The organism is Ruegeria sp. HKCCSA071, from assembly GCF_017872555.1.
GTDB lineage: Bacteria > Pseudomonadota > Alphaproteobacteria > Rhodobacterales > Rhodobacteraceae > Ruegeria.
On sequence record NZ_JAEDOX010000001.1, the window covers coordinates 1227869 to 1240473 of the forward strand.

Annotated in this window: 11 protein-coding genes; all 11 read right to left on the reverse strand. The window is 62.3% G+C overall.

What is annotated here, in order from left to right:
- Positions 1-53: 53 nt before the first annotated feature.
- On the reverse strand, positions 54-1739 hold the full coding sequence (locus I9188_RS06085; protein WP_209504511.1) for a chloride channel protein: 1686 nt from the start codon (positions 1737-1739) through the stop codon (positions 54-56).
- Positions 1740-1838: 99 nt separating this feature from the next.
- Positions 1839-3488 carry a DNA repair protein RecN gene (gene recN, locus I9188_RS06090; protein ID WP_209504512.1) on the reverse strand — a complete coding sequence of 550 codons (1650 nt, stop codon included), beginning with the start codon at positions 3486-3488 and terminating at the stop codon, positions 1839-1841.
- Between the two features lie 36 nt (positions 3489-3524).
- Positions 3525-4388, reverse strand: a complete 864-nt coding sequence (locus I9188_RS06095) for an outer membrane protein assembly factor BamD (RefSeq protein ID WP_209504513.1) — start codon at positions 4386-4388, stop codon at positions 3525-3527.
- A gap of 126 nt (positions 4389-4514) precedes the next feature.
- Positions 4515-5435, reverse strand: coding sequence for a UDP-3-O-acyl-N-acetylglucosamine deacetylase (lpxC, locus tag I9188_RS06100; protein ID WP_209504514.1), 921 nt, complete (start codon positions 5433-5435; stop codon positions 4515-4517).
- Positions 5436-5648: 213 nt separating this feature from the next.
- Positions 5649-7253: a cell division protein FtsZ gene (gene ftsZ / locus I9188_RS06105; RefSeq protein ID WP_209504515.1), complete on the reverse strand. Its 1605-nt coding sequence runs from the start codon at positions 7251-7253 to the stop codon at positions 5649-5651.
- 348 nt (positions 7254-7601) lie between these two features.
- A complete protein-coding gene (locus I9188_RS06110) occupies positions 7602-8021 on the reverse strand; it encodes a hypothetical protein (protein WP_209504516.1) in 420 nt (139 codons plus the stop codon).
- Positions 8008-9342 carry a cell division protein FtsA gene (ftsA, locus tag I9188_RS06115; RefSeq protein ID WP_209504922.1) on the reverse strand — a complete coding sequence of 445 codons (1335 nt, stop codon included), beginning with the start codon at positions 9340-9342 and terminating at the stop codon, positions 8008-8010. Before ftsA ends, I9188_RS06110 begins: the two co-directional genes overlap by 14 nt.
- An 8-nt stretch (positions 9343-9350) precedes the next feature.
- Positions 9351-10358 (reverse strand): cell division protein FtsQ/DivIB, encoded by a 1008-nt coding sequence (locus I9188_RS06120; RefSeq protein WP_209504517.1) that lies wholly within the window; start codon positions 10356-10358, stop codon positions 9351-9353.
- Positions 10346-11269: a D-alanine--D-alanine ligase gene (locus I9188_RS06125; protein WP_209504923.1), complete on the reverse strand. Its 924-nt coding sequence runs from the start codon at positions 11267-11269 to the stop codon at positions 10346-10348. The genes I9188_RS06120 and I9188_RS06125 overlap by 13 nt, the downstream gene beginning before the upstream one ends.
- A 102-nt stretch (positions 11270-11371) precedes the next feature.
- Positions 11372-12310: a UDP-N-acetylmuramate dehydrogenase gene (murB, locus tag I9188_RS06130; RefSeq protein WP_209504518.1), complete on the reverse strand. Its 939-nt coding sequence runs from the start codon at positions 12308-12310 to the stop codon at positions 11372-11374.
- On the reverse strand, positions 12307-12600 hold the full coding sequence (locus tag I9188_RS06135; protein ID WP_209504519.1) for a hypothetical protein: 294 nt from the start codon (positions 12598-12600) through the stop codon (positions 12307-12309). The genes murB and I9188_RS06135 overlap by 4 nt, the downstream gene beginning before the upstream one ends.
- Between the last annotated feature and the right edge of the window lie 5 nt (positions 12601-12605).

Sequence of the window (12605 nt, forward strand, 5' to 3'; positions counted from 1 at the left end):
CCGGACAGGGTTTCAACGGAGGCTTCCGGAACGCTTGCCCCGCGGCGGAAGCTTTATGAATGTTCCTCGGCCGCGGTGGCTGCGAGGGCCCGGTTGTAAGCCTTGAGCGCGTCGACATGGTAGAGCGCGCCGACCGGTGTCTCGGACCCGTCCTGTTCCAGAACGATAACCGGAATGCAGGGTATGTCGTCACGGTCGAAATAGGGCATCGCGGCCTCAAGCGTGGCGCTGGCCTGAATGCACAGGCCCTGTTCGATCAGGGCGTGCGCCTCGTCCGCAGTGATTGAGCGGTCATCCCCGATAGGGCGCATCACCGCCCCGGCGCGCAGCATCGCGAGCAGATAAGCCTGCGGCCCGGCGGCCAGGTGGACGTCGCGGCGTTCCAGCTGGGTCAGGAAGAACGACCGGTCCACAAGGCGCGACGCCAATGCGGTGGATATGGATACAGTCACCATCACGGCAAGGCCGATCTGCCAGTCTCCGGTCAGTTCAAACACGATCAGAGTGGTCGAGATGGGCGCGCCCAGAACCGCAGCAGCCACCGCGCCCATTCCGGCAAAGGCATAAAGCGTATGCGTGCCGGACACATCCGGCAGCAGCCCAGTGGCGATCAGTCCGAACGCCAGCCCGGTCAGCGCGCCGATCATCAGAGACGGTGAAAACACCCCGCCCCCCATGCGCCCGCCCATGGTGATCGCCACAGCCACTGTCTTGGTCACCGCAAACAGGATTGCGGTTGTCAAAACCAGATCACCGGTCAGGGCGCGGATCGTGGTCTGGTAGCCGACACCGATGATATGCGGGAACCAGATCGCCATCAGCCCCAGCATCGCGCCGGACACGGCCGGGCGCAGCCAGCCCGGAATGGACAGGCGGTTCTGGATATGGCTGCCGATATCTTCAGCAAAAAAGATTGACCGCATCAGCAGCAGCGCGACAAAGCCGCAGATCAGGCCGAGGATCAGGAAGGCGGGAAGTTCGACATAGAATTGCAGCGATCCGGGCGTTTCCAGCGTGAACTCGGTAACATCGCCATATTCCAACCGGTTGATCACAGTTCCGGCGACCGAGGCGATGACGATCGGGGCAAAGGCATGCACGGCGAAGTGGCGCAGCACAACTTCGAGCGCGAACAGGGCCCCGGCGATGGGGGCGTTGAAACTGGCTGATACGGCGGCGGCGACAGCACAGCCCAGCAGGTCACGGCCCGTGATCCCGTCGGCATGGATGCGGTTGCTGACCCAGGTGGAGATGACCCCTGCCATATGCACCACGGGGCCTTCGCGGCCCGTTGACCCCCCGGAACTGAGCGTGATCAGCGAGGCAAAGAACGAGGCGATGCCGGCCTTGACCTCGACCCGCCCGTCGGTGATGGCGGACCCTTCGATCACATCAGCGACGGACCTGACGCGCCCGTCATTGGTAAACCGGTTCAGGATCAGGCCCACGACCAGCCCTCCGATGATCGGGATGATCAGGATCATGAACCACGGCAGTTTCTCGGCATGGCTGTGCAGCAGCAGAACGTCGTCGGTGTCGTAGAGATAGGCCTGCAACGCGCGGATGGCCTTGCGGAATCCAAGCGCCATGAACCCGGCAGCGATACCGATGACCAGCGCGATGAACCAGAACTGGATCTGGCTTGGTCCCTGGCGCAGCATCACCCGCCACGCATCCCTGATCGCGGCCAGAGCCTGATTGAGCTGGTTGCGCAGAACGGTGCGGGTCGACTGGGTCATTGGCCCTCGGGGATCATCACGTAACCCTTAGTAAGCCACGGAGCACCCTAATAAAAGTGAGATAGCGACAGTGTGAGGCCATTTCGTGCCACGGGCGCATCAGGCCTGCAGCAGGGCCCGGGCGGCGGCGCGGGCCTCGTCCGTGATGGTGTCGCCCGCCACCATGCGCGCAATCTCGTCCACCCGGTCGGGTTGGGCCAGAGGGATGACGGTGGACAGGGTTTGCCCGTCCGTGACCTGTTTCTGCACCCGCCAGTGATGCGCCGCACGGGCGGCGACTTGCGGAGAATGGGTGACAACCAGCACCTGCCCGCCCTGCGCCAATGACGCGAGCCTGCGCCCGACCGCGTCGGCAGTGGCCCCGCCGACGCCGCGGTCAATCTCGTCAAAGATCATCGTGCGGGCGCTGTCATCGCCCGACAGGCACACTTTGAGCGCCAGCAGGAAGCGGCTGAGTTCACCCCCTGACGCGATCTTGTTCAGCGGCCCGGCAGGCGCGCCGGGGTTGGTGGCCACGGTAAAGGCCACCGCGTCCGTCCCTTCGGGGCCGGGTTCGGCTGGGCTGAGTTCGGTCCGAAACACCGCGCGTTCCATCTTGAGCGGGGCCAGTTCCGCCATGACGGCGGCATCCAGCCGACCGGCAGCCGTCGCGCGGGCCGCGCTGAGGTCGGCGGCGGCATTATCATAAGCCTTCTGCGCGGCGTCTACGGCGGCACGCCTGTCTGCCAGGTCGGCATCGCCTGCTTCCAACTGGTTGAGGCGGGTGCGCAGAGTGTCGGCAAACGCGCCCAGATCATCCGGGGCCACGTCGTGTTTGCGAGCCAGTGCGCGGATGGCAAACAGGCGTTCTTCGGCCTGTTCCAGTTCCGACGGGTCGAAGTCCAGCGTCTGAAGGCAGGCGTTCACGCCATCCTGCGCCTCGCCCAGTTCAATCATCGCGCGCCCCAGCGCGGCAATCGGTTCGTCCAGCTGACCACCCGCGTTGCCGGACACACCTTCCAGCCAGCGGATGGCGTCGGACATCGCACCTTCGGCACCGTCCCCCGACAGCAGGGCGTAGGCGCGGGCGACATCATCGCGAATACGCTCGGCCCCCTGCATCATGCGGCGGCGGGCATCTAGTTCGGCATCCTCACCGGGCTGAGGATCAAGCTGATCCAGTTCGGAAACCGCGTGGCGCAGGAAATCTTCCTCACTTCGGACAGCGGCCAGCGCGGCCTCGGTCCCGGCCAGAGCCTTGCGGGCGCGTGACATATCGGTCCAGGCCGCACGAACGGATGTCAGCCGGTCCGAGACCCCGGCGAAATCGTCCAGCATGGCCCGGTGACCGCGCGGGTTCAGCAGCCCCCGGTCATCGTGCTGGCCGTGCAGTTCGATCAGGGTTTCCGACAGCGCCCGCAGCACATCGCCCGAGCAGCGGCGGTCATTGACCCAGGCGGTCTTGCGCCCCTCGGCGGTGTTGATCCGTCGCAGGATCAGTTCATCCCCGCCCGGCAGGCCCGCTTCGGCCAATATCGCATGTGCGGGATGATCGGGGGATAGTTCAAACTCTGCCACAACCTCGCCCTGCGCCGCACCCTGCCGCACCAGTTCGGCCCGCCCGCGCCAACCCAGAACAAAGCCCAGAGAATCCAGAAGGATCGACTTGCCCGCGCCGGTTTCGCCGGTCAACGCATTCAGGCCCGGCTGAAAACTGAGTTCCAGCCGGTCGATGATCAGCATGTCGCGGATATCAAGGGCGCGCAGCATCGGGTCTTCAGCGTCCCAAGCCTAATGCCATGGCGATTACAACCACTCACCCTTGATGGTCTGGCGATAGATCGTGCTGAGCCAGTTGTTGCCACGGCTCTTGAGCTGGAGCCCGCGTGAGGTCAGCAGCTTGTAGGCATCGTCATACCATTCCGAGGATTGGTAGTTGTAGCCAAGGATGGCACCTGCGGTTTGCGCCTCATCCAGCAGGCCGAGGGACAGATAAGCCTCGACCAGACGATAAAGCGCTTCGGCGGTGTGGGATGTGGTCTGGAAATCCTCGACCACGACGCGGAAGCGGTTGATGGCGGCGACAAAGTGATCCTGACGCAGGTAGTATCGCCCGATCTCCATCTCTTTGCCGGCCAGATGGTCAAAGGCCAGATCGAATTTGAGCACTGCCGAGGTGGCATATTCGCTGTCGGGATAAACCTCAATCACGGTGCGCAGCGATTGCAGCGCCTGGAAGGTCAGCCCCTGATCGCGCCCGACCTCGTCAATCTGGTCATAATAGCTGAGCGCCAGCAGATACTGGGCATAGGCCGCATCTTCGTCCGTTGGATAGAAGTCGATATACCGCTGGGCCGCAGCCCGGCTTTCTTCGTAGTTCTTGTCGGAATGGAACGAGAACGCCTGCATGATCAGCGCACGCTTGGCCCAGTCGGAATAGGGATACAGACGCTCGACCTCGGAGAAATACCAGGCCGCGTCATCCGAGCGATTCTGCGACAGTTCGTATTCGCCACGGGTGTAGATCTGTTCCGGTGTGAACCCTTCCAGATTCTGATCCCGGTCCGCGCCCTTGTTGCCAAAAAGGCCGCTTGCGTTTCCACATGCCGTCAAAACTGCTGCCAGAAGAACCGCGCCTGCGAATCTGACTGCCGCTTTGCTGCCAACCATACCGCCCATCCTTGTCGTCTTACTTAAGGGGGTTCGCCCCGAATTGAGCCATGGTCTAGCACAGAAAATTCCGGTGCAAAACGCCTTATGCAACATCTGGCGCAAATGTCGTCAGAGTTGATCTGATCAGGCGACTTGGGGAATTTCGTTTACGATCAGGCCCTGCCCCGGCAGGCGTGCGGCCTGTTCCGGCGTGCACAGAACCGGACGCACCGCGCCGGGTGTTTCAAACAGATTGCGCAGCAATGTGTTGGTCAGCGAATGACCCGACTTGTCGCCCGTGAAATGGCCCAGAATCGGCCCGCCTGCCAGATAGAGATCACCCAGAGCATCCAGCATCTTGTGGCGCACGGCTTCGTCGGCGCGGCGGAACCCACCGGGGGTCAGCACCTCGTTGCCCTGCACGACCACGGCGTTATTCAGGGTACCGCCAAGGGCCAGCCCGTTTTCGCGCATGGCTTCGACATCAATGCGGCGGCAGAAGGTGCGGCAATCGCTGAGTTCGCGCGCGAACGACCCGTTGCGCATATCCAGCGTCTTGGTCTGGCTGCCGATTGCGCTGTCTTCGAAATCGATGTGAAAGTCGATGATCAGCCCATCCGCGGGCGCGATGCTTGCGCTGGCGCCTTCCCGCGATGCGGTGACGGTCTTCAGCACCTCATAGGCCAGCACCGGGCTGGCCTGACGACGCACGCCTCGGGCCATGATACCGCGTACGAAATCGATCGAAGACCCGTCCATGATCGGAACTTCGGGGCCGTCGATTTCAATCAGCGCGTTGTGAACGCCGCACCCGGCCAAAGCAGCCATGATATGTTCGATCGTGGATACCGACACCCCGGCGTCATTGACCAGACGGGTGCAAAGCGGGGTCCGTTCGACCACGTGATAGATCGCCGGGATCATCGCATCGCCCAGATGGATATCCGTCCGTTTGAACCAGATGCCATGACCAACTGCCGCCGGTTTCAGGACCATGGTCGCAGGCTTGCCGCTGTGCAGCCCGACGCCTTTAAACGTGACCGGAGATTTGAGCGTATGTTGCAAAATGGGCCTCGGCGAGTGGTGTCCAGCCTTCTCGGGCTGTGTTGAACACTGAGTTAAGGAAGGCCGCGTCAAGGCTCAACTCACTCTTTGTAACCGAATGAAACATGTATGTAACAGATCGGCAAAACCCTGCTTACACGTTCGTAAGCCACTGTTTTAAAAAGAATTAGGGCCGCCAAATGGCGACCCCATGAGTGGATTTTGTTACCGCGATCAGTTGGCCTGACGGCGCAGGAAGGCAGGAATTTCGATACGATCCTGATCCGGGTCGGTCTCATCGTGAATCGGTGCCGTGGCCTCGGACTGGCGCAGAACGGGCTGCTGACGCGGCGGTTGAGCCGGTGTGTCAGAGGCGTGCCCGGTCATCCGGTCGATCAGCCGATTGAAGCCAAACCGCGAGCGTTCTTCGGGTTCGTGATGCGAAACCGCCGCGTGTGGGCGGGGTGCTGCGGCGCGCTGAGCTGCCGAGGGAACCTTCTGAACCGCTGCCTGCAAACGCTGGAGCGCTTCGGGCGACGGGGTGCCTGCGACAGGCGCGCGTGGGGCAACAAATGCCTCGGGCGCCGGTTCGACCTGCTCGGGCTGCGGCTCGAACTCTGCGACGCGCGGCTGATAGGCCGGGGGCGGCAGGTCATCCTCATCCCGCTCGTCAAGCGGCTGGAACTGCGGCTGGGCGGGCTCTTCCGCGGCTTCAAACAGCGAAGGTTCGCGGTTTTCTTCCATCTGCGGCGCGGGCTCTGCCATTTCGGCGGCTGCGGGTGCTTCTTCGCGACCATATTCTTCGGCCGAAACGGTGCGGGTCAGCGGCTCGGACATCGAGCGGCGCGCGACCGGGACATCAGCCGTTTTTTCGGTGGCGTCGATGCCGGTTGCAACAACCGACACGCGCATACCGCCTTCCATGGCAGTATCCAGCGTCGAGCCGACGATGATGTTCGCCTCGGGGTCCACTTCCTCGCGGATGCGGTTGGCGGCTTCGTCCAGCTCGAACAGGGTCAGGTCGTGCGAACCGGTGATGTTGATCAGAACGCCTTTGGCGCCCTTGAGGCTGATTTCGTCCAGCAGCGGGTTTGCAATGGCTTTTTCCGCCGCCTGGATGGCGCGGTCTTCGCCTGTTGCCTCGCCGGTGCCCATCATGGCTTTGCCCATCTCGTCCATTACGGCGCGCACATCCGCAAAGTCGAGGTTGATCAGGCCCGGACGCACCATCAGGTCGGTTACGCCTTTGACACCCTGATACAGGACATCGTCGGCCATCGAGAACGCCTCGGTAAAGGTGGTCTTTTCATTGGCGAGGCGGAACAGGTTCTGGTTCGGAATGATGATCAGCGTGTCGACGACCCGTTGCAGCGCCTCAACGCCGTCTTCGGCCTGACGCATCCGCTTGGCACCTTCGAACTGGAAGGGCTTGGTTACGACACCCACCGTCAGCACACCCAGCTCACGCGCGGCCTGCGCGATGATCGGAGCAGCGCCGGTGCCGGTGCCGCCGCCCATGCCCGCGGTGATAAAGCACATATGCGCGCCTGCCAGATGATCGACGATCTGTTCGATGCTTTCTTCGGCAGCTGCGGCACCCACGGCCGGACGGGCCCCCGCCCCCAGACCTTCGGTGACCTTCACACCCAGTTGCACCCGCGCCGAGGACTGGCTTTGCTGCAGCGCCTGCGCGTCGGTGTTGGCTACGACAAAATCGACGCCGTCCAGCTGTTTTTCAATCATGTTGTTGACAGCGTTACCGCCCGCACCGCCAACGCCAAATACTGTAATCCGAGGCTTCAGTTCGTCTTGCCCGGGCATCGAAAGATTCAATGTCATGCTCTGTCCGCCTGTATTTATGCTCCGCCAAAGCGGTGTTTTTCTTACCTATCCTTGCTCGATTCTAGCGGGCTGATGCGAAAAGGTCACGTCAAAAATCGCGATTCACCACAAAATATGGAGGAAATAAGGCAGAAACCGGCGGCATTTCGCAGGTACTGCCAGATATAGCGGAAACAGCGGCGACCATCACAAGGCAGACGGTCCCGGCGCGAGGACTCAGCCGTTCGTCACGCTTTCGTCGACCATCATTTACACTGCGGAAAACTGCTCAGGTCCTGCCGCGAGGCCTCTGCCGGGCCTTGTGGATATCTTGAGGGATAAATCGACGCGCTGCAACCGGATTTTTCAACTGAGCGGAGCACTTGGACAGTTGAGGCTGGTTTCGGTGATGCTGCGCACCTCCTGGATTTCGCCATCTGCAAACGAGGCCAGACGCACCATCAGACGGCCTTCGTGCAGGAAGGGCCACCAGCAGACGGGAATACCATCCGGATCGTTGTCATAGAGAAAGCAGATCTGACCGTTTGGCGTGGTGATCTGCCCATAGACACAGCCCTGCCCCTCTTGCCGCCAGACCGAGATGTGACGGTTCAGAAATTGCTCGGTCCCGACCAGATCGTTGCTGCGAATCTCATGGAAGGTGAGCGTTTTGCCGACGGCGGCATCCAGAAATGCCTCGGGCGTGATGATGGTCTGGGCCGAAACCCACCCCGGCAACAGGGCCGCATACAAAGCGGCCCGGTACAGGGGGCTACCAATTGTCACGGAACCACCGGACGGCCCGCTTGAACGGGCGCGCGGCGTAGGTGTCGACCGGGATTTCGAAATCCCACCATTCGTCCTGTGGGTGCGCCGCAAACAGGCTGAGCCCCACGGAGGACGAGAACGCCGGACCTGTCGCCGATTGCGGCAGGCCATGCACCCGCAGCGGGCGACCCAGACGCACGCGTTGACCAAGGATGCGGGTCGCCAGACCGTCCAGCCCCATGATCTGACTGCCGCCACCGGTCAGAACGATCTGCTGGCTTGGCATGTGTTCAAACCCGGCCGCATCCAGACGCACGCGGACCTCTTCAAGGATTTCCTCGACGCGCGGGCGCATGATGCCGATCAACTCGGCCCGGCTGACGGTGCGGCGGTCGTGTTCCCAGTCACCGGTATCGCCACCGATATCGATCATGTCACGGTCATCAGCGCCGGTCGCATGAACGCCGCCATTGAACGTCTTGATCCGTTCCGCCACTGCCGCGGGCACGCCCAGCCCCATCGAGATATCGGCGGTCACGTGATCGCCGCCCATACGCACGCAATCGGCATAGATCATGTGTTTCTTCATGAAGATCGAAACGCTGGTGGTGCCGCCGCCCATGTCGATACAGGCCGCGCCCAGTTCCTGCTCATCCTCGACCAGCGCCGAAATACCCGAGACATAAGCGGAGTTTGCAATCCCGGCGAGTTCCAGATCGCAGCGTTTGATACAGCGCACGATGTTCTGGATCGCCATCGCATCGACGGTCAGCATGTGCATATCGACCGCAAGGCTTTGGCCCATCTGCCCGCGCGGGTCGATCAGGCCCGAACGGTTGTCGAGCGCAAAATTGACCGGCTGTGCGTGCAGCACCTCGCGCCCGTCGCCGTAATCCGGCACGTCGCAGGCGTTCAGAACACGGCCCACTTCGGCCTCGGACACCAGTTGGCCATCCAGATCGACCTGCGCGTCCAGCCCGTAAGAGCGCGGGTTGGCCCCCGAGAAACAGGCGATGACGTGATCGACACGGATATCGGCCATCTTCTGCGCCGCTTGCAGGGCGGTGCGGATGGCGCGTTCGGTTTCCTGCATGGCGGTGACTTCGCCAAACTGTACGCCGCGCGAACGTGTCGTTGCGGCGCCGATCACCCGAAACCCCGTCTGCCCCGCCATTGAGCCGATGGTGTTATCTTCACTCAGCCGACCCGATCCGTCAAAACGCAGAACGAGGCAGGCAATCTTGGAACTGCCCACATCCAGAATCGCGATCACACCGCGTTGCAATGCCTGGCGCCGCATCTGACGCATGGCACGTTGGGACTGATAAAGATCGGTCATCATGCTCGTTACTGCCCGTTACTCATTGTCACTTTAGTATTCCACCAGTCTTCGCTGGCGGCTTTGGTCATTCGGATGGTGGGACGCTGGCCAAGGCGCATGTCGACCACGGCCACGTCGCGTTCCAGAAGGTCCTGCACTTCGTTCACCGCAAGCACGCGTTCCAGCGCGCGCACCGGGCGCTCGGTCGGCAGCATGATGCGCTGGCCACGGTCGAGGACCAGATCCCAGCGTCGTTCACCCACGCGCACCAGCCCGCGCACACGGTTGCCCAGGCTGCGGGCGGTCTGAAAAATCTCGAGCGCCTGCGCCACATGGGCACCCGCACCCGCGCCCGCGATCAGCGGCAGGTCGGCATGGTCTTTGCGAGAGGTGGTTTCCTTGACATGCGCGCCGGTCTCGTCGAGCAGTTCGAGGCCGTCATGCGTCCGCCAGACAATCACGGGCTGACGCTCGACCACATTGACCTGAAGGATGCCGCCGGGGCGGATGCGTACGGTTGCCGATTTCACCGGATCAAGCCCGGTGATCGTGTCGCGCATCTGTTCGACGTCCAGATCCCATGAACTGATCGGGAAATCCAGAGGCACGACCTCGCGGATATCATCGGACAGGCTGGTGCCTGCCCCGTCTATGGCCATCAGGTTAACCATGAACTCGGGGCGTTCCTGAATCGAGGTGCGAATATCGGCGATATAGGTGCCAAGCGCCTCGCGCCGGTCCTGAGAGGCAAAATAGACGCCAACTGCCGCGGCAATGGCACAGATCGGCAGGCCAAGCTTGACGCCCAGACGGATGCCCGGTGTCAGCATCCAGCGCTGAAGACGATAGCTGAGGCGCGACGGGGCCGGATCACTGCGGCGTGCGGTGCGGGAAAACACCCGCGCCCCGCGCAGACGCAGAATAGGCTGGGTGTCATGCGGTTCCGTATCGGCCGAGGCAAAATCGGCATCCGGCCCGGCAAGGGGTTTGGTGCGATGGATTTCCAGAGAGCGGCTGGCGATTAACGGTTGCATGAGGCGTCCTTAACCATCCAGGCGCAGAGCTGACCAAATGTCATGCCCAGATGCGCGGCTTGTTCCGGGGCCAGCGAAGTGGGTGTCATGCCCGGCTGGGTGTTGGTTTCCAGCAGAAACAGCCCATCAGCACCCGCGCTGTCATCCCAGCGAAAATCGGTGCGGCTGACGCCCTTGCAGCCCAAAGCATCATGCGCGCGCAGGGCATAATCCATGCAGCGATCAAAGATGTCCTGCGGGATATCGGCGGGGACCACGTGCCATGATCCGCCGGGTTTGTACTTGGCGTCGTAGTCGTACCAGCCGCCATCGGTCATGATCTCGGTCACGGTCAGGGCGCGGTCGCCCATCACGGTCACGGTCAACTCGCGCCCGGCCACGTATTTCTCGACCATGATCTGGTCGGGCATGTCTTCGGACAGCTGCGGCGGGCCATTGGCGTTTTCGTGGACGATGTAGATGCCGACGCTGGACCCTTCGTTATTGGGTTTGGCCACATAGGGCGGTTCCATCACGTGGGCGCGGGTCACCGCGGCCCGTGGAACGATCACGCTGGGGACAACGGGCAGACCCTCGGCCTGATAGACGTCCTTGCTGCGTTGCTTGTCCATGGCAAGGGCCGAGGCCAGAACGCCCGAATGGGTATAGGGAATCCGCATCCATTCCAGCATCCCCTGCACGCAGCCATCTTCGCCCCAGCGGCCATGCAAGGCGTTGAAAACCACATCCGGCTGAATATCCAACAGGCGCGCATAGAGGTCGGGACCAGCGTCCAGTTCGACCACTTCAATACCTTCTCCCACAAGGGCGGCCGCGCATTCGCGCCCAGAGCTGAGAGACACCTCGCGTTCCGCCGAGGGGCCACCCATCAATACCGCCACTTTGGGGTTTGTCCTGCTCGACATACCCAACGTGCGCCTCAATGTCCCCGGACCTTATGTGGTGGTCCGTACTGCGTTTATGCCTTTGATCCGTCGCCTGAATTTGCCTGTTTTGGTCTGACGGTCGGGGCTTTATTCTTTTAGCGGATCACCGACCCGCATGATTTCCCACTCTAGCGTGATGCCGCTTGTTTCGTAAACCTTTTTTCGCACCTCTTCGCCCAGACCTTCGAGGTCATCAGCGGTGGCGGTGCCGGTATTGATCAGGAAGTTCGAGTGTTTCGGGCTCATCTGTGCCCCGCCGCGTGTCGCGCCGCGCATTCCGGCATCGTCGATCACTTTCCACGCCTTGAGGTCATGCACGTCATCAGCCTGCCCGGTCGAGGAAAAACCGGCCGGGTTGCGGAAGGTCGATCCGGCGCTGCGGTCCTTGGTGGGCTGGGTTTCGTCACGCTTTTTCAGTTGCGCTTCCATTCGGGCGTGAAGGTCATCGGGATCGCCGGACGGGCCTTCGAACGTGGCCGAAATCAGAACGGCACCTTCGGGCAGGTCGGACTGACGATAGCGAAAGTTCAGATCCTCGGGCGTCAGGTCCCGCAGGTCGCCCTGCCGGGTGACAATGGTGGCCTTGCGCAGCACATCCGCCGTGTAGCTGCCATAACAGCCCGCATTCATCCGCACCGCGCCCCCGATCGAGCCGGGGATGGTGCGCAGAAAGGTCAGGTCCACACCCGCATCCGCCGCCTTGCGCGCAACATGCGCGTCCAGCGCCGCCGCGCCCGCGGTGACGGTGTTGCCCTCAACCGAGATGGCGTTGAACCCGCGCCCCAGCCGGATCACAACGGCCCGCATGCCGCCATCGCGCACGATGAGGTTCGAGCCGACCCCCATCGGAAAAACCGGCACAACATCCGGCAGATCGCGCAGGAAGGCCTGCAAGTCTTCGATATCGGCAGGTTGAAACAGGTAATCCGCTGGCCCACCGACGCGGAGCCATGTGAGGTCAGACAGGTTGCGCGCTTTGGACAGGCGGCCCCGGACGTCGGGAAGTATAGCGGAAAACCGTGTCATGTAGTCGCGCGCACCGCCAGGCTGCGCCCACCGACCCCGCCCATGATTGCGGCAAAAAGGAAGGGAAGAACACCGGCAGTCAACCAGACCAGCGGGCCGAACGCTTTGTCCTCTTCACCCGTTCCGACACCGGCCAGCACGACGATCAGCCCCAGACCAACCGCGGATGTCAGCCCGATCAGCCACAATAGGCTGCGCAGGCCAAGCCAGCGGCCCGCTGTAAACCCGGCAGCGGCACCCAGAACGAAGGAAACAAGCGGCAGATAGGCAAATGTGGCGATTGTCGCCATGACAG

Coding starts and splice junctions, on each gene's coding strand:
- I9188_RS06120 (WP_209504517.1), bottom strand. CDS start 10,358: ATGCAACCGTTAATCGCCAGCCGCTCTCTGGAAATCCATCGCACCAAA.
- recN (WP_209504512.1), bottom strand. CDS start 3,488: ATGCTGCGCGCCCTTGATATCCGCGACATGCTGATCATCGACCGGCTG.
- ftsA (WP_209504922.1), bottom strand. CDS start 9,342: ATGACCGATCTTTATCAGTCCCAACGTGCCATGCGTCAGATGCGGCGC.
- murB (WP_209504518.1), bottom strand. CDS start 12,310: ATGACACGGTTTTCCGCTATACTTCCCGACGTCCGGGGCCGCCTGTCC.
- I9188_RS06085 (WP_209504511.1), bottom strand. CDS start 1,739: ATGACCCAGTCGACCCGCACCGTTCTGCGCAACCAGCTCAATCAGGCT.
- I9188_RS06135 (WP_209504519.1), bottom strand. CDS start 12,600: ATGGCGACAATCGCCACATTTGCCTATCTGCCGCTTGTTTCCTTCGTT.
- ftsZ (WP_209504515.1), bottom strand. CDS start 7,253: ATGACATTGAATCTTTCGATGCCCGGGCAAGACGAACTGAAGCCTCGG.
- I9188_RS06095 (WP_209504513.1), bottom strand. CDS start 4,388: ATGGTTGGCAGCAAAGCGGCAGTCAGATTCGCAGGCGCGGTTCTTCTG.